Genomic DNA, 16,932 nt, shown 5'->3' with positions numbered 1-16,932 from the left:
ATTTGATTTAATGAGTTTAATAAAACAACAAAATAGAACCCGATCACAAGAAAGTTCAGCAGCGATTGAGCGTATGTATATTACCATGCGGCATTTATTTAACCGCGGCTTTTATAAACCCATGGGCGTTTCTGGCGAAACCCTAAGGGAGGCGCTACTTATTTTGCGCCCTGAAATTTATGGAACCATTGCCGAAGAGAAAGTAGAACTCAATGGTTTATTATACGTGATCGACCGCCTTCCGGAAGGTATCGAAGAATGTAGATACATCAACCTTACGAGCGATGAAGGCTATAAAGATTCTCATTTTAAACCCATCGTTCCACCCAAGCGTCGTCGCAATTGCTACCGTATTGATGAAGAACAGATGAACATTGAGATCACACGCGGGCGCTCTGAGATCTATGATATTCTAACGCATTTGACGTTTTTATTTGTAGAATCACACAAGATTATGAAACGTGTGGTGATCAACGAAGAAGGCCATACAACTCGTGACTGGCAAAAATTAGAGAAAGCAGTACTTACCGAAGAACCTCTTTCTCAAACCGAACGCGAGATTGCGTTAACGCATACAGCAAATATTTTGGGACGTACGTTTCATGAGGTTTCTACGATCTACAGTAAGTTTTCTGCGCCAAAAAATGAGAAGCGCTTTTTAAAATTAGTGTATTGGTTAGGAAAACGAGCGATCGAAGAGATTGTAGAAAACGATAAGCGTCTGGTAACTTTTTCTCCCGTTTTAAGAGAGCGTTTGGGACATCATATTCACGGCGAAGTTTGGGCAGATGCGATCAAAAAGGAATTGGATGCTAAAGGTCTCTTACGACGTCCTATACACATCATAAGTGCCAATATGCATAGTGTGATGAATACCCTTTTTGCTCCGGTGGCGCTTGAAAAAGAGATGACCAAAAAGTCAAACCTTGAGATCTATGAGACGCTTAGCAGTGCAAGTAGCGGAAAACTACGCGCACGTGTTGAAAAAACAGCGCAGCAACACGGAATGCTTTTTATTCCTGATCAAAGCGGAACCAATATTGACGTTCAAATTTTTGATACCGCTAAGCTTGATCTTAAGCAGAACAACTTTTGTTCTAAAACCTCATATCCTGAAGGTAAAGAGCCAGTGATCATCGTGATGGATTATGCCTTTGGAGAGCAAGCCTACGAAACGATGGAAGAATTACTGAAGCCGTATGAGGATAAAAGAGAAACGGTGCATCTTGATGTAAAATCGGTTTCGATTATGGGTAAAGCGGGAATTCTTGAAGGCGGAAAAGGCGATATTATGATACCTTCTGCACATCTTTTTGAAGGTACGGCAGATAATTATCCGTTTGAAAACCAACTGAAGAAAGAGGATCTTGAAGGACACGGAATTTCAGTTTACGATGGTGCAATGATCACGGTTTTGGGTACCTCATTGCAAAACAGAGACATCTTGCGCTTTTTCTATGAGAGTACGTGGAATGTTATCGGGCTTGAGATGGAAGGTGCGCATTATCAAAAAGCGATTCAAGCTGCTGCAAAACTACGCGGAAGCATCAGTGATAGCGTGAAGGTACGTTATGCATATTACGCTTCAGACAACCCTTTAGAAACCGGAAGCACACTTGCCTCTGGAGGATTAGGAACTACAGGTGTAAAACCTACATATTTGATCACAGAGCAAATTTTAGAACAAATCTTTAAAGACTAATGAGTACAAACTATAATCAGGATATTGATGTTTTTGACCTTTTTAGGTGGCTCAAAGGCCAACTTAAAAAGTTCCTGATTTATGGGTTTCGGTTTTTTCGATTTGTTTTTAGAAATATTCTAATAATTCTTCTGCTTTTTGTGATTGGTATTGTAGCAGGCTTTGGCTTATCAAAACTTTTAAATCCGCTAAAAACTGCAGAGATCTTAGTTGCGCCTAATGTAAAAAGTACCGCTTATCTCTATGGTAAAATTGAAGAATTAGACCGTAGCGCTTCAGACCAGGAGTCAGTCTTAAACAAGCATTTTTCCATAGTAAATTTAAAGGAAATCTCTATCGAGCCGGTAGAAGATATCACGAGTGTGCTCAAAAATCTTGAGGAGTTTCCTGTAGATATTGTGCCGAGAATTTCAGAAAATTATGATGATAAGTCTAACTTTTTTGACAAACCGCTATATGCGCCGGCTTATGATGTGCATAAGATTATCCTCGTTGCTTCAGATACGATCGCTATTGAGTCGTTTTTAGACTACCTGGAGAAACAAGAATACTTTCAAGATAAGCGCAAAGCTTTGCTCAAAAGTATTACTACAGAATTGGAAGCAAATAAATTTACTATCGCACAAATAGACAGTACATTGGGTGCAGTTCCTAATGCGCTGAAGCAAGATCGAGGTGCAATTACGGTAATGGGAAGCAATGAAAATTCAGAGCTAAGCGCCATAGTCAATACCAAATCTATGCTTCTTGAGCGCAATGCATATTTAGAACAAACCGAAGCTGCGCTTGACCGTGTTTTTAAAGTGTATTCTCAATCCAATTGGGTCAACAAAACTTCATTACGAAGTCTTTTGATCTATATTTTACCTATTCTACTAATCTCGATTTTTATTTTATATCACCTTATTTTACGCTTCAAAAACCGATATAGTAAAGAGTTACAATAGCATTTAATTGAGTACAGGCAACCTATTGAAGATGACTTATGTTCAAAAAACTTAGCGAACAATTCAATAGATTACAAACCGGCAACTTGATGCGCGGGGCTTTTCAAGTTATAGCGCTTAGAATCGCCGGAGTTGCTTTTCTTTTTGGCATCACCCTTTTCTTAACCAACTTTTACAGTGCGTCTCAAGTAGGAACCTACGAATTTGTGCGCTCTGCACTCTTTTTGATTGGAGGATTTACCATGCTGGGAACAGATCAAGCCATTTTGTTTTTTTCAGGAAGATTCTCAAAACCAGATCAGGTGGGCGCTTTGTTCAAGGTATATTTCAAAATGCTGCTGTTGCTTTTTGTCGTTTCCCTGCTGTTTTTGGTAATCATTTTAAGTGTTCCTTCTTCTACCTATCAAGCTGTTTTTAATGATGCACGATCGGGCAGCTTACTCGTGAAAGTGGGATGTTGCCTGTTTTTTTACGCGGTAACGCTTTTTAATACCGAATTCTTTAGAGCTTTTAATCAACATGCTAAATCAGAATTGTATCGCGGAATCATCAAACAATTACCTTTTGGAATAGGCGTGTTGTTTTTGTTTGTGCTGAAACAACCGCAGTACCTCGTTGAGGTTTTTTTAGGCGGATTCCTCTTTTGTGCAGTCGTTTCTTCGCTTGAAGTTTTTCTGAACTATAAAAGATTTACGGTTCCTAAATTTAAAATGCCGGCGATCAAATTGCGTACGGTGTTGAGAGCCACCTTACCCATTGCAATGAGCGCTTTAGGCTTTTATTTACTCATCAGTATTGATGTTTTTTTCCTGAAAAGGTATACCAATTTTGAAACACTGGCGTATTACGGGACCTCGATAAAAATCATTTTTTTAATCTCTACCGTGATCAATGTTATCGGTTCGTTTTTAGCTGTGCGTATTGCAGATTTGTATGTAACCAATCACCAAGAGCTGCAGCGCTTATTGAAAACCGGAGTTCGGGTAATCGTAGTTTTTTCAACCTTACTTTCAGTGCTGCTTTTTGTTTTTTCTGCTGAAATTTTAAGCATTTTTGGTGCTGAATACCAGCAGGCAACTCTGGCACTACGCATCTTGATTTTAGGGCATTATATGGCTACCCTTTGCGGAACCACGCAGGTATATCTCAACATGACAAAAAAGCAAGTGGTGCTTCAGTATATTTTGATTCTGGCGGTTATAATAAATTGCCTTCTCAATTGGAAACTCATTCCGGTTTACGGGATTGAAGGTGCTGCGACCGCTTCTGCCATAAGTGTTCTGTTTTGGAATTTTGCCGCGGTGGTCTGGGTTTATAAAAAAGATCGAATAAAACTATTTTTACATTGATGAAGCTCCTCATATCTAAATCAAAATTGCTGTTCTTGCTTTTGGGGCTGGTGGTTTTGATATTGGGTGTTTTGGCGCCGTTTTATCTTCCCGAGCGTTTTTTTAACGATGCCATCGTGATCGCCGAAGATTTCTATAACGAGAAAGGTTTTTGGCGTAGTTATCCCGTGACGATGCTTTTTTATGAGGTAACCGGTTTAAACCGTCTCTCATTTTCACTGGTAGCCTTAATTCAATTACCCCTGTTACTTTGGGTGTTATACAAATTGGGAGTTCCCAAGCGTTTCGCTAATGTTTCGGTACGCAATCTTTTAGCGTATTCTTTATTACTAATGCTGGCCTTTTTTGTGTCGATGCCTTCAAAAGAGTTTATTACGTTTCTCTTTATAGCTTGGATTCCGTGGTTGCTGTTGAAAAAGAAACTACGTCTAAAATACACTTTACTTCTCATTTTCTCAGGACTGCTCTTCTTTGGAATTTGGTACCGCCCTTACTATGTTCTTATTCCAATAATTGCCGGAGTGATCTATCTAACGAGTTTGATCAACTTTAAGCGGAAAGTGCTCACAGGAATTTTTTCAGGATTGCTTGTCGTCATCTTTTTAAGCTTGTCGTACGGAGTTGTAAAAGGCGAATTCTTATCACAAAGTACGCGCGAAGCGCTCAACGAAGAGCGTTTGGGAGAAGAAGCAACCAATTCTGCAATTAGATCACCGCTAAAGACCGATACTTGGTATGGCGAGACCTTTGGGGTGCTTTATGGTTTTGTTTCAGTGAATGTGCCTGTAAACGGCTTAAAACACGTATTACAGCCTCAAATCATCGCTTTTGTCTTTTGGCAGCTTGTGTTGTCGGTTTACCTTTTGTTTCTGTTTAAAAATTGTCTCGCAAAGCGAAAGAAGTATCGCTACGAACTTTGGGGATTTTACTTGGTTTTTGCTTATTTCATTATCCAAGGGGTGTTTGAACCCGATCTAGGTTCGGCGGTTAAACATAAAATTGGCATCTTACCCTTGATTTATTTTGTGCTGTACTATGATAGTTTCAGAAAGAACATACCGGTTTAGTTACAACGCGTGGCTTACTATTTTAGCAGTTTCGATTCCTTTTAGGATTCCGGCTACGGTGTTACTTGTGTTATTTACAGCGTATAATGTGTTCTTTTTTAGAGAACTGAAATTTACCCGAAGACGCCTCTTTTTTATGCTGCTCATCGCAGCTCCATTTCTTTTAGATCTGTTGTTTTTTTGGAATAGCTCAACGCTAACCGAAGCTTTAAAACACGGCGAAAAGCGACTGAGTTTAGTCTTACTTCCGCTATTTATTTTAAGTCAAAACCACCGATTTAATACGGTGCTCATTTTACGCTACTATGCACTGGCAACGACTTCAATTTTAGTTTTGTGTTTAGTGCGTTTCGCTATTTTTTATCCTGAGGTTTTCAACAAATACCTCAATGGAATTGACCTTTGGGAAATGGGGTACGCTTTTTCTCGATCGATCAATATACATGCTCCGGCGCTTAATATGCATGTTGCTTTTGTGACGGTGATCAACTTTTACTTTTTTAAAGAAGCTTTAGGTCAAATACGAAAAACGCACGTGGTTTGGCGCTTTGTGTTTTTTGTATTGTCGGTGGTGATTCTCTTATACATCAATACCAGACTTGCCATTGCCAATGCGTTTATTGGGATTATTTTGGTGAGCTTGGCAGACGTGCGTAAACTCCGTTCAAAAAAGGTGCTGAAATTATTGGCTGTGGGTGTTTTGGGGTTTGCCTTGTTGAGCTATGGCTTTGTAAAGATTTTTCCATACAGCATTGAGAAGTTTTCAGAAGTGACTTTTGCTCATTTAGATAAAGTGGGAAAACTCGACGAATTCGACAATCCGGAGGCTTCTGCATATAATGGTTTGGTTACGCGTTTAAGCATTTGGAAATCCAGTCTTGAAGTGGCTTTAGAACATCCGATTATTGGAGTAGGAGCAGCCGACGGAAAACAGGCAGTTATAGATCGCTTTGAAGAAACCAACCAACACTTTTTAGCCAAATATAAATTTCCAGTACACAATCAATTTTTAGACTTTTGGATCAAATTTGGAATTCTAGGCTTACTAGTCGTCGCTATTTACATAGGCTTATTTGCATATGTAGGCTGGAGTTCAAAGCAGATTTTATGTGTGTTTTTCTTTGTACTATTTCTAAGCGCCAACTTAGTAGATGACTTTCTAATACGCTTTGATGGGATAGTCTTCAGCGGACTATGGCTTTCAATATTTACTAAGAACGCATTAGATATCAGGAGCGATAAACTGCTATGAGTTTTTCAAAGTTAACGCGACTATTGAATAATCGGGTAGTACGATTGGCAGCGTTAATTCCCATTTTTTGACGTACCTCAAGCGGTTTTAGTTTCTTAAGTACCTCTTCAAACTCCTCAGTAGTTTTAAATAAATAGCCTGTTTTTCCCGGAGCGATAATGTCTTTGTTGCCAATAATATGTGTAGCAAGTACCGGTATTTTCCTGGCGGAAGCTTCTAAGACGGCAATAGGCAGGCCTTCCCATAACGAAGTTTGTACATAAACATCTAACTGTTTTAAGGCTTCAATTCCTGAAGCATATTGCGTAAACCAACCGGTGATGGTAATGTTGGGAGCGGTAAGCAAATGCTTCAATTCACCGTCGCCAATCCAGATAAATTCTAGTTTTGGGTGGTTAAGCGCCAGCGCATTAAAAAGCTTGGGATTACGGGCATAGGTGATTCTACCTAAGGTTCCTATGCGTTTGATGTGTTTATTTTTTTCTTCCAGATTCGGTTTTACCGTATTTAGATCGATACTGTTGCGTACCAATACCGCCGGGCCTAATTTTTTAGCATATAAACATTCCGTATCTCCGCAAGCAATAAAAGTTCCGCCAGAAAATTTTTGACTTAAAAACTCGATACTCCAGAACGCAAAACGTTTTAGAGCGCTTATATCTTTCCGAAGAAAAGAAAATCCGTGCGGCGTGTAAAACAGTTTGGTGTTGGGTAACCAAGAAAGTCGGTAAGCAAATCTGCCCAGAATACCCGCTTTAGAGGAATGTAAATGCAATACATCTGGCTTATGTTCCTTAAAAAGTTTGCGCAGTTGTTTAAACGCCTTGATATCATCTTTTAAACGTATTTCGCGCTGCATGGAGAGTTCGATCAATTGGGTTTTGGGATGAAAATCTGTTGCGACGCGTTGAGGATCTATTTCTGTACGATTTGCGCTATAAATCACCGTCACTTCCAGTTCAGGATGCTCACAAAGTATGTGGGTAAGATTTTTAAAATAGGTGTAAACACCACCTCCCAAGGCTTCAACAACGTGAACGATTTTAATAGTACTCATGAAATTTTGTCTGCGGCGCATCAAAAGACGCTGAAGTTGTGAAAGATAACATCATGAATTGAAATAGACCAACCTCAAGACGTTTTTCTAAAAGTTGTATTTGATCGATCAAGGTTTTAACTTCTAAATTATTTACTAACTTTGGTAGGTTGGCAATGCCTCAACATGAAGATCAACTAACCAAAAATATATGAACGAAAACGGAACGAAACATAGTTTTGTACTACAGCCGCTAGTGGGTTTTTGTGATTTAATGATATTGCTGTCTTGTGCTTTATTATTTCAATTGTCAACTGAAGAATACACGCATTTCGTTCCTTTTCTGGTTTTCAGTTGGATCATCACGACTTTTGCTATAGGATTTTATAAGGTGTATAGATTCACACCGCTTGTAAAAATCCTGGCCTTACTGTTTAAGCAGACCTTTTTACTTATCATTTGCACTTTCACTTTTTTTGGGATTTACAACGAAATCGATGTAGTGACATTAGCTGTACTTGAATATGCTTTTTTAAGTATGGGATTTATAGCGCTGTTGAAAATTGTTGTTTTCAACCTGCGGAAGAAATACAGGAAGCAATTTGGTCGCGATACGATACGCGTGATCATTTTGGGTGAAAATGCCAAAACCGAACAACTCAAGAATTTCTTCAATTACAATCCGGCGTATGGGTTTCAGTTTATAGCGCATTTTGATTTGCGTGGAGGAGAAACCACGATCGATGATATCACTGCATTTGTGATCGAGCACAAGATACATCAGGTGTATTGCTCTGTAGCCGAATTGAAAAATAAAGAGATCAAAGCACTCATCAACTTTGCAGATAACAACTTAGTTACGCTAAAGTTTTTACCCGACAATAAAGACATCTTTACAAAGAAAATGGACTTTCAATACTACGGGATTACACCCATTCTGGCGCTGCGCACCATTCCTATAGACACACCGGTAAATCTGTTTATAAAACGCGCGTTAGATATATTCTTTGCGTCGCTGGTCGTCTTGGGCATTCTTTCTTGGTTAACGCCAATTTTAGCGATTATCATTCCCACAACTTCAAAAGGGCCATTATTTTTCAAACAAAAACGCAATGGTATAGACGGGAAAGAGTTTTACTGTTATAAGTTCAGGTCGATGACGATCAATACCGAGGCAAACGATCAACAAGCCGGTAAAAATGATATGCGAACGACAAAACTCGGTAAATTTTTAAGGCGTACGAGCATAGATGAACTTCCACAATTTTACAACGTGCTCCTCGGTGATATGTCTGTTGTAGGGCCACGACCTCATATGATTAGCCATACCAATTCGTTCAAAAACCAGGTTGATAAGTTTATGGTGCGTCATCTGGTAAAACCGGGAATCACAGGTCTTGCTCAGGTAAGCGGGTATCGAGGCGGAATAGAAACAAAGCTTGATATAAAAAACAGAGTGCGTTTTGACATATTTTACGTCGAAAACTGGTCTATCCTGATGGATCTGCGTATTATAGCAAAAACATTTTTTCAAGTGATTTATGGCGATAAAAAAGCCTATTGATGCCCGGCCGTTAGTTTCTATTGTAACACCCAGTTATAATTCTGAAAAGTTTATTGCAGAAACCATCGCGTCTGTTCAAAAACAGACCGTGACCGACTGGGAATTGCTTATTATCGATGATGCTTCTTCAGACGAGACGGTTGCCTATGTTCAAAAATTACAAGAAAAAGATTCCCGCATTCACTGCATTCCGCTTACCGAAAATAAAGGTCCTGCACACGCCCGTAATCTTGGAATTCAAAAGGCTAGAGGAAAATACCTCACCTTTCTCGATGCTGATGATCTTTGGTTCCCCAAATTTTTAGAGCGAAGTATCTCCGAAGCAAAAAAGCATCCATTTGTGTTTGCTTCTTATAAACGTCTGGATGAAAATCTACAGCCTTATCTCTCAGATTTTATCGTTCCTGATAAGGTGAGTTATACTGATATTTTAAAAAGTAATTCTATAAGTTGCTTGACGGCTTTTCTCGATATCGAGGTTTTGGGTAAAAAGTATATGCCGCTCATCAAAAAGCGTCAGGATATGGGGTTGTGGCTGCAGTATTTGAAGAAAGTCGATTATGCATACGGCATTCAGGAACCCTTAGCGATTTACCGTATTCGACGGAATTCACTCTCGCGCAATAAAACCGGGTTGATCAAATATCAATGGCAATTTTATCGCGAGGTTGAGCAATTATCAGTATTGGCGTCTGCCTATTATTTGACGTGCTGGGCGTATAAAGGCTTTGTGAAATACCGCAGTTAAAACGTTCTGGTAAACTGCTTTAATTTTCCACGCTTGCTTCGGTCAAGAATGGGTTTTTTATGGAGAGAAAGCTGAATTTCCATCCCTAAATAATTTAGCATAGCGCGCTTGATCTTTTCAACATCCTGAGCAGAAAATTCAGTTTCAGCCACATAATTGATGCTGAAATGATTCGGTGCATTCTGAATGATCTTGAATTCTTTTACGCTCGCGGTATCGTTCATTATTTCTTTGGTCACATAATAAAACGCCAAAGCCGGAATTTTTTTTCCGTCAGGAAGCAGCGCAAAATCACCCACACGACCTTCTAATTGGGAGAGAACAGGTAAACCGTTTTGATAGGCTAAAACCCCGAGATCGCCAATTTCATACCTGATAAATGGATGCGCTTTATTGAATAACGAAGTAACCACAATTTTTCCCGAAGTGCCCGGAGCGACTGGCTTGTTGGCCTCACCAAGAATCTCGACATAGAGTAAACTCGAGTCAATATGAAGGAAGCCTCCGGCTTTTCCAAGAGCAATGATTCCGGTTTCTGAAGCGCCATATTCGTTGATCACCGGCACGCCAAACTGCTGCTGAAGCAATTCAAGATCTTCTTTAAACAGCATTTCGGCAGTAACGATGCAATGTGTAAGACTCGGGCAGAGGTCTTTTAAAACGAGCTTTTTTCCGGCGAGATAGCGTGCAAAAAGCACCAAGGTGCTGGTATATCCATTTAAATGGCCGAAGCGTTCTTTTTTAAATCTTGAGATGAAGCTTTCAAAATTGGCTGCCGAAGTGTCAAAAATTGAAAACCGATAGCGATTGCTCAGTCTGTCTTTTAAACGCTCTTTCAATCGGGCAGCGCCGTGATTGGGAATTCCATAAAACCGAGCTTCGTACGAATTTTGTAAATCAATTCCCGAAGTTGAATAAAGCTGAGTGATAGAAGCCCAGGTTAACGCGTGACAAAACTTATCTTTTGCAAAAATAAAAGGCGTCCCCGAAGATCCCGAAGTTCTATGAACGTGTACATTTTTAGCTGAAAAGCCCTTAGATAATCTAGGTTTTAATGCTTGTTGCAAATCCTGTTTCGTTAAAACCGGTAAGTCTTCCCAAGTCTGGCATTGATCACCTACTAAGTTTCTGTAAAAAGGCGTGTTGTGTAGATGATGCTTTAAGATTTCGGTCTTTTTTGTTTCAGTATAAGCGGCATAATCATGTTCAACCTGCTGCTTGAGTTCCTGAAGTTGCTTTTGCGCAGTAGCGATAGCATAACCATTAAGTTGCAGGCTGAGGTTGATTAAATTCACAAGACTAAAATTAGTAGGTCAATTTACAAACATTTATTTTTGACGCTTAAACAAATTTTAAGCTATTACGATGAATATCCTCATTCTGGGTTCTGGTGGCCGTGAGCACACTTTTGCCTATAAAATTGCACAAAGTTCAAAATGTGAGCGTCTTTTTGTAGCTCCCGGAAATGCCGGCACCGCGGGTATAGCAACAAATGTTGCCATTGGAGTGACCGATTTTGAAGCGATCAAAAAACTGGTTCTGGATGAGCAAATCACAATGGTGGTTGTAGGTCCTGAAGACCCATTGGTTCAAGGGGTTTACGATTTCTTTCAAAATGATAAGGAATTAAGTGAAATCGCAGTTATCGGTCCGTCAAAACGTGGAGCTCTGCTAGAAGGAAGCAAAGAGCGCGCTAAAGAATTTATGGCGATGCACTCCATTCCAACTGCTGCTTACGAAAGCTTTAAAGCCGAAAGCCTTGAGGCGGGAAAAGCTTTTTTAGAAAAACTCAACGCGCCATACGTTCTTAAAGCTGATGGCCTTGCTGCCGGAAAAGGAGTAGTGATCCTGAATGATCTCGAGGAAGCAAAAGCAGAACTGACCGATATGTTGACCAATAAAAAGTTTGGTGCGGCTAGTGAAACCGTGGTGATTGAAGAGTTTCTTGACGGAATCGAACTCAGCATTTTTGTATTGACCGATGGTAAAAACTACATCACACTGCCAACAGCAAAAGATTATAAGCGTATAGGCGAAGGAGATAAAGGTTTAAATACCGGCGGAATGGGAGCGATCTCTCCCGTGCCTTTTGCCGATGATGCCTTTATGGAGAAAATAGAAAACCGAATCATTAAGCCAACGGTAGACGGATTAAAGGCTGAAGATATCGATTATAAAGGCTTTATATTTATCGGTTTGATCAAAGTGGGTGACGAGCCTAAAGTGATCGAATATAACGTGCGAATGGGCGATCCTGAAACCGAAGTGGTGCTACCACGCATCAAGAATGATCTTGTTGAGGTTTTTGAAAAAGTAGCAGCGCAAAAGCTTGACGAAGTTACTTTAGACCTTGACACGCGTGCTGCAACTACAGTTATGCTTGTGAGTGGCGGTTATCCTGAAGCTTACGAAAAAGGGAAAGTAATCACAGGGACTGAAGAAGTTGAAGATGCTTTGGTATTTCACGCAGGAACGACTTTAAAAGATGGAGAAGTGGTTACAGCCGGCGGCCGTGTAATGGCAGTCACTTCACTAGATGCCGACTTTAGAGCTGCGCTTAAAAATTCTTATAAAAATATTGAGAAGATCAAGTTTGATAAAATGAATTATCGTACCGATATAGGCTTTGATCTTTAAAAGATTACCCATAAAAAAAGCCTGCTATTTAGCAGGCTTTTTTTATATCTAAAACGGTTGTTGATTAACCGTGAATGTTGTGATGCTCGTCTTTATCAAATTTATTAAGTTGTACACACCAGTAGGTAAATGCTACCGATACGATGATAATAAAAACAAAGTTAAGAAGGTTTGCGGCAACCCAGCTGCTGTCTTGCAATTCACGAATTGCATCTAACGGTGCAAAAGCAACGTTGACAAAAAAATCTTGAATGCCGTAAAAAAAATCTTTCAATTCCATAATTGTATACTTTTACAACGTGATTACCACGGTCACACTTTAAATTTTAGGGTGTGCAGTGCAAAAATAGAAAAAACTAGAATGCTAACAAGCTTTTTTGGCGGTTCAAAACCAATAAATTTTGCGATGATTGTATTGGCAGTCATCGTTTACTTCACCGGAATTTATCTGGCATCAGACTTTTATGAGCTCACGACACTCGAGGCTTTAGGACAATTTTTTGTTTTATTGGCCTATTTATTCTCTTTAGGAGTTCTCAATTTTGTGGTAAAACGCAATACGCTCTCTAAGCGTACGACCTATATTTTGTACTTTTTTGTGTGTTTTACCTTTGCCGTGCCGGTTTCTTTTTTCAATTATGATATTGTGTTTTCAGGGCTTTTTATACTCTTGGCATTGCGACGTATCATCAGCATGAAAACAGAAAAAGATTTTAAAAAGAAAATCTTTGATGCGGCTTTTTGGATTACCATTGCCTCTTTATTTTTCTTTTGGAGCATCTTGTTTCTTTTGGTGCTCTATTTTTCGATTTTATTTTATGGCCGAAGCGAATACCGAAACTGGCTGATGCCACTCGGCGGAATCTTTGTCGTACTGCTGCTTACGTTTACCTTCAGTCTGTATTATGAAGGCGCAAAGGAGTTTGCTCTAAGTTATTTTGAGTTGCCTACGCTAGATTTTAGAGCGTATAGTTCTCTAAAACTGTTATTGCCCACATCGTTCTTTCTGGCACTTTATATTTGGTGTGGTTCTCGATATATTAAACAGGTTTCTGATGTACCTCAAAAGTTAAAAGCTTCATTCATTTTAATCATCATTAGTTCACTTGTAGCGCTGTTCATTGCGATTTTTGTTGCTCCGTTACGCGATGGTAGCGAGCTGTATTTTTTGTTTGGCCCCCTGGCGATCATCACAGCCACTTACATTGAAACGAGCAAGAGTTTTTGGTTTAAAGAGATGATGATGTGGCTGGCATTGCTTATTCCAATCCTATTAATATTTTGGCGCGTGTAGTTTTAGAACATATAGAAAACGAACTCAAAAAGCGCTGGCCCTACAGAGATGTATGGTTTAGAAGGCAAAATAACATCTGGGATAATCAGAGCAATTTTATTTACAACATACAAGATTTTGACGAGCTCATAGAACGCATTAAAAGTCAGCTACAGCTTAATCAATTTGACAAGAAGGAATTTTTCTACTACAGTTTAAATCGCTGGTATAATTACTGGAGTGCACGAGCGGTAGAGCAGCTTTTTATCGATCAACCCAATGTAAATGCGGTTTTAAATGAAAAAGACCGACTTAAAGATTTCAGTATCCAAGGAATTAGTTTCGACCTAAAAACCACCAAATTTCCCAAAGGTTTTCAGAAGGATTTTGCATATGCACAAAACCATCCTGAAATGCTTATAAAGTGGCTTTATAACAACCAAAGTACAGGCCGCCGTTTCCATTTGGAAAACAGACTGTTTCTGGTGGTGTTTGCCGCCAACGGCGAGCATTATAAATTGAAAGCTGAAATTTCTTGGCTTAAAGCTTTAATTGAAAATTATGTGAGTACTTTTGAGCCCGAAAAATTAATTAGCGTTACCACCGCAACAAATAAAACAGCCCTTTCAGACATCATCTGGGCGACACGATGAATTATATCGGTTCAAAACATAAACTTTCAGATTGGCTGCTCGAGAACATTAAAGCCGCGTGCGGCGATGATCTTTCTCAGTTGGTATTTTGTGATCTTTTTGCGGGAACCGGTGCCGTGGGACGTACGTTTAAACCTTATGTAAAAAGGGTTATTGCCAACGATTTGGAGTTTTATAGTTATGTCTTAAATCGAAATTACATCGGGAACAATTCGATATTTGATGCTTCTGCTTTGATTGAAGAACTCAATGAAATTCCGCCGAGAAAGGATTTTATCTTTCATAATTACAGCGAGACCGGTTCAGAAAACCGACTTTATTTTTCCGCAGAAAACGGTCAGAAAATTGATGCAATTCGCGCTAAAATCGAGGAGTGGTTAGAGCAGTCTAGAATTAACGAGGACACCTATTTTTTCCTTTTAGCAAGTTTGTTAGAAAGTGCCGATAAGGTTGCCAATACTGCTTCGGTTTATGGCGCTTACCTTAAAAAGCTTAAAAAATCTGCACAAAAAACCTTAGAATTAGTACCGGCTAATTTTGAGATCACTTCGGGAAGTCATTCGGTTTATAATACCAATAGCAATGTGTTAATCAATGATATTGAGGGAGATATCCTCTATCTCGACCCGCCGTACAATGCCCGCCAATACGGAGCCAACTATCATGTGCTCAATACTATTGCAAAAAAAGATACCTTTGCACCCAAAGGAAAAACCGGTTTACGGGCGTACACAAAAAGTGCTTTTTGCAGTAAGCTTGAAGTTGAAAAAAGCTTCGAAGAACTCATCGCAAAAGCACGCTTTAAAACCCTGTTTTTAAGTTATAACAACGAGGGTTTGATGCCTGCTGCAACAGTTAAAGAAATTATGCAGCGCTACGGAAAATATGATTTGGTCACCAAAGAATATCAACGTTTTAAGGCAGATAAAACCGAAAACAGAAATCATAAAGCAAACGCCACCACCGAATATTTACACATTTTAGAAAAACACCAGAAATGATTACTCATACCGCAAAACGTATATTTCAAAGTGCTGTCGACGATTACCATATCAAAGACCGCGTTGATCAACCTTTTACCAATCCATACGATACCGAGGTTGACTTTTTAGAACACTTACTTTATCGCAAAGCGTGGATTGATACCGTGCAGTGGCATTATGAAGACATCATTCGTGACCCGCAAATTGATCCTGAAGCAGCGCTGAAACTCAAGCGCCAGATCGATGCATCTAACCAAGAGCGTACCGATATGGTTGAGTATATCGACAGCTATTTTCTTAATGAATACAAAGATATTGAGCCCAAAGAATCTGCTACGATCAATACCGAAAGTCCGGCGTGGGCTTTAGATCGTTTGGCGATTTTAACGCTTAAGATCTATCATATGGAAGAAGAAGCGACGCGCGAAGATGCTTCTCAAGAGCATAAATTGGCGTGCCAGCAAAAGCTTGATGTTTTACTGGAGCAACGCGTAGATTTATGTACTGCGATAGATCAATTGATCAAAGATATTCGCAATGGTGATAAGTACATGAAAGTCTATAAGCAGATGAAAATGTACAACGACGACGAGCTCAATCCGGTACTACGCGGGCAAGCAAAAAAGTAGTTGATGCCTTCTTCAAAAGCAGCGCATATTCTATGTATTCGATTTTCAGCGATGGGCGATGTGGCGATGACCGTACCCGTGCTAATCGCGTTAACGCGTGCGTATCCGGAGCTAGAGATCACTGTGGTTTCTAAACCTTTTTTTAAGCCTTTTTTCTCAGGAATTGAGCGCGTGCATTTTTTTGGTGCCGAGGTAAAAACCAAATACAAAGGCGTTACCGGTTTATATAAACTTTATAAAGCGCTCAAACCCGAACAATTTACTGCAATTGCAGATTTGCACAATGTGATTCGGTCTAAGGTGTTGTTGTCTTTTTTTCGCTTACGCGGAAGCCAAACAGCACAAATAGATAAAGGTAGAGCCGAAAAAAAAGCGCTTACAAGAGAAACCGATAAAGTTTTTAAACCGCTTAAAAGCACGCATCAACGTTATGCTGATGTGTTTAAAGCTTTGGGTTACCCGCTGAAACTTAAAAGAGATGAACTGCTACCGAAGCGTAAACTCATCGACACAATACAGCAAGCCATAGGTCAAGAACCTTACAAATGGCTGGGTTTTGCACCTTTTGCCGCACACGAGGGTAAAAAATATCCTTTAGCATTGGTAGATCAAGTACTGTCGGCATTAAATGAAAAGCCGTTAAAAATCATTCTTTTTGGAGGAGGAAAGGAAGAAGAGCAGCTGCTGAATTCTTTTGATTCCAAATATGAGAATTGCATCAATGTCGCGGGTAAATTCAGTTTTGAAGAAGAATTGGCGCTGATCTCTCATCTTGACGCGATGCTCGCGATGGATAGCGGCAATGGTCATATGGCTGCGCTTTTTGGAGTTCCGGTGGTGACGCTTTGGGGGGTTACGCATCCGTATTTGGGTTTTGCACCCTTTGGGCAGCCGGAGGAAAACCAACTTACCGCAGATCGTAAACAGTTTCCTGCGATACCTACTTCAGCATACGGAAACAAAGTTCCTGAAGGCTACGAGCAAGCGATGCATAGCATTCAACCTGATACTGTGCTTCAGCGACTTTCGGCGATTTTAGATTAGTTTTCAATTCAAGCTTTTCGCATTAGCGCATAATATTTAGGTATCTTA

The 16,932-nt window shown here is 39.7% G+C and carries 16 protein-coding genes; 13 read left to right on the top strand and 3 right to left on the bottom strand.

Features of this window, described 5'->3' with window-relative positions:
* Positions 1-10 precede the first annotated feature (10 nt).
* Genes WA338_RS10460 through WA338_RS10440 form a run of 5 tightly spaced genes read left to right on the top strand, consistent with a single transcriptional unit; the run spans position 11 to position 6,317 of the window.
* Entirely contained in the window at positions 11-1,702 is a 1,692-nt protein-coding gene (locus WA338_RS10460) for a DUF6909 family protein (protein ID WP_009781996.1), read from the top strand.
* Positions 1,702-2,649, top strand: coding sequence for a hypothetical protein (locus WA338_RS10455; protein WP_272986000.1), 948 nt, complete (start codon positions 1,702-1,704; stop codon positions 2,647-2,649). The genes WA338_RS10460 and WA338_RS10455 overlap by 1 nt, the downstream gene beginning before the upstream one ends.
* A gap of 38 nt (positions 2,650-2,687) precedes the next feature.
* Positions 2,688-3,998 (top strand): MATE family efflux transporter, encoded by a 1,311-nt coding sequence (locus WA338_RS10450; protein WP_272985999.1) that lies wholly within the window; start codon positions 2,688-2,690, stop codon positions 3,996-3,998.
* Positions 3,998-5,065, top strand: coding sequence for a hypothetical protein (locus WA338_RS10445; protein WP_272985998.1), 1,068 nt, complete (start codon positions 3,998-4,000; stop codon positions 5,063-5,065). Before WA338_RS10450 ends, WA338_RS10445 begins: the two co-directional genes overlap by 1 nt.
* Positions 5,034-6,317, top strand: a complete 1,284-nt coding sequence (locus WA338_RS10440) for an O-antigen ligase family protein (RefSeq protein WP_272985997.1) — start codon at positions 5,034-5,036, stop codon at positions 6,315-6,317. The genes WA338_RS10445 and WA338_RS10440 overlap by 32 nt, the downstream gene beginning before the upstream one ends.
* Here the strand turns inward: WA338_RS10440 and WA338_RS10435 are convergent.
* Entirely contained in the window at positions 6,295-7,374 is a 1,080-nt protein-coding gene (locus tag WA338_RS10435) for a glycosyltransferase (protein ID WP_272985996.1), read from the bottom strand. The genes WA338_RS10440 and WA338_RS10435 overlap by 23 nt on opposite strands.
* Before the next feature lie 190 nt (positions 7,375-7,564).
* Here WA338_RS10435 and WA338_RS10430 point away from each other — a divergent pair, with 190 nt between their 5' ends.
* Complete coding sequence (locus tag WA338_RS10430; RefSeq protein ID WP_272985995.1) at positions 7,565-8,917, top strand: exopolysaccharide biosynthesis polyprenyl glycosylphosphotransferase; 1,353 nt, start codon at positions 7,565-7,567, stop codon at positions 8,915-8,917.
* Positions 8,895-9,665: a glycosyltransferase family 2 protein gene (locus tag WA338_RS10425; protein WP_272985994.1), complete on the top strand. Its 771-nt coding sequence runs from the start codon at positions 8,895-8,897 to the stop codon at positions 9,663-9,665. Before WA338_RS10430 ends, WA338_RS10425 begins: the two co-directional genes overlap by 23 nt.
* Here the strand turns inward: WA338_RS10425 and WA338_RS10420 are convergent.
* Positions 9,662-10,960, bottom strand: coding sequence for a phenylacetate--CoA ligase family protein (locus WA338_RS10420; protein ID WP_272985993.1), 1,299 nt, complete (start codon positions 10,958-10,960; stop codon positions 9,662-9,664). The two genes, WA338_RS10425 and WA338_RS10420, sit on opposite strands and share 4 nt — an antisense overlap.
* 70 nt (positions 10,961-11,030) lie before the next feature.
* On the opposite strand from WA338_RS10420, the gene purD reads away from it, so the two are divergent.
* Positions 11,031-12,302, top strand: a complete 1,272-nt coding sequence (purD, locus tag WA338_RS10415) for a phosphoribosylamine--glycine ligase (protein WP_273016356.1) — start codon at positions 11,031-11,033, stop codon at positions 12,300-12,302.
* A 64-nt stretch (positions 12,303-12,366) separates the two neighbouring features.
* On the opposite strand, the gene WA338_RS10410 is transcribed toward purD, so the two are convergent.
* Positions 12,367-12,582, bottom strand: a complete 216-nt coding sequence (locus tag WA338_RS10410; protein ID WP_414672007.1) for a DUF6341 family protein — start codon at positions 12,580-12,582, stop codon at positions 12,367-12,369.
* A gap of 81 nt (positions 12,583-12,663) precedes the next feature.
* On the opposite strand from WA338_RS10410, the gene WA338_RS10405 reads away from it, so the two are divergent.
* From WA338_RS10405 to WA338_RS10385, 5 genes are read left to right on the top strand one after another with little or no spacing between them, the layout of a single operon-like run.
* Positions 12,664-13,596, top strand: a complete 933-nt coding sequence (locus tag WA338_RS10405; protein WP_009781985.1) for a DUF6427 family protein — start codon at positions 12,664-12,666, stop codon at positions 13,594-13,596.
* Entirely contained in the window at positions 13,548-14,228 is a 681-nt protein-coding gene (locus WA338_RS10400) for a hypothetical protein (protein WP_272985990.1), read from the top strand. Before WA338_RS10405 ends, WA338_RS10400 begins: the two co-directional genes overlap by 49 nt.
* Positions 14,225-15,229: a DNA adenine methylase gene (locus tag WA338_RS10395; RefSeq protein WP_272985989.1), complete on the top strand. Its 1,005-nt coding sequence runs from the start codon at positions 14,225-14,227 to the stop codon at positions 15,227-15,229. The genes WA338_RS10400 and WA338_RS10395 overlap by 4 nt, the downstream gene beginning before the upstream one ends.
* Complete coding sequence (locus tag WA338_RS10390; protein WP_272985988.1) at positions 15,226-15,840, top strand: DUF4254 domain-containing protein; 615 nt, start codon at positions 15,226-15,228, stop codon at positions 15,838-15,840. Before WA338_RS10395 ends, WA338_RS10390 begins: the two co-directional genes overlap by 4 nt.
* Positions 15,841-15,843: 3 nt before the next feature.
* Positions 15,844-16,884, top strand: coding sequence for a glycosyltransferase family 9 protein (locus tag WA338_RS10385; RefSeq protein ID WP_273016354.1), 1,041 nt, complete (start codon positions 15,844-15,846; stop codon positions 16,882-16,884).
* Positions 16,885-16,932: the final 48 nt, after the last annotated feature.

The sequence above is a fragment of the Leeuwenhoekiella sp. CH_XMU1409-2 genome (assembly GCF_037029365.1).
GTDB lineage: Bacteria > Bacteroidota > Bacteroidia > Flavobacteriales > Flavobacteriaceae > Leeuwenhoekiella > Leeuwenhoekiella blandensis.
The sequence above is the reverse complement of the archived record's forward strand: the minus strand, read 5'-3'. Positions and strand labels throughout refer to the sequence as shown.

Coding starts and splice junctions, on each gene's coding strand:
- WA338_RS10460 (WP_009781996.1), top strand. CDS start 11: ATGAGTTTAATAAAACAACAAAATAGAACCCGATCACAAGAAAGTTCA.
- WA338_RS10455 (WP_272986000.1), top strand. CDS start 1,702: ATGAGTACAAACTATAATCAGGATATTGATGTTTTTGACCTTTTTAGG.
- WA338_RS10450 (WP_272985999.1), top strand. CDS start 2,688: ATGTTCAAAAAACTTAGCGAACAATTCAATAGATTACAAACCGGCAAC.
- WA338_RS10445 (WP_272985998.1), top strand. CDS start 3,998: ATGAAGCTCCTCATATCTAAATCAAAATTGCTGTTCTTGCTTTTGGGG.
- WA338_RS10440 (WP_272985997.1), top strand. CDS start 5,034: ATGATAGTTTCAGAAAGAACATACCGGTTTAGTTACAACGCGTGGCTT.
- WA338_RS10435 (WP_272985996.1), bottom strand. CDS start 7,374: ATGAGTACTATTAAAATCGTTCACGTTGTTGAAGCCTTGGGAGGTGGT.
- WA338_RS10430 (WP_272985995.1), top strand. CDS start 7,565: ATGAACGAAAACGGAACGAAACATAGTTTTGTACTACAGCCGCTAGTG.
- WA338_RS10425 (WP_272985994.1), top strand. CDS start 8,895: ATGGCGATAAAAAAGCCTATTGATGCCCGGCCGTTAGTTTCTATTGTA.
- purD (WP_273016356.1), top strand. CDS start 11,031: ATGAATATCCTCATTCTGGGTTCTGGTGGCCGTGAGCACACTTTTGCC.
- WA338_RS10410 (WP_414672007.1), bottom strand. CDS start 12,582: ATGGAATTGAAAGATTTTTTTTACGGCATTCAAGATTTTTTTGTCAAC.
- WA338_RS10405 (WP_009781985.1), top strand. CDS start 12,664: ATGCTAACAAGCTTTTTTGGCGGTTCAAAACCAATAAATTTTGCGATG.
- WA338_RS10395 (WP_272985989.1), top strand. CDS start 14,225: ATGAATTATATCGGTTCAAAACATAAACTTTCAGATTGGCTGCTCGAG.
- WA338_RS10390 (WP_272985988.1), top strand. CDS start 15,226: ATGATTACTCATACCGCAAAACGTATATTTCAAAGTGCTGTCGACGAT.
- WA338_RS10385 (WP_273016354.1), top strand. CDS start 15,844: ATGCCTTCTTCAAAAGCAGCGCATATTCTATGTATTCGATTTTCAGCG.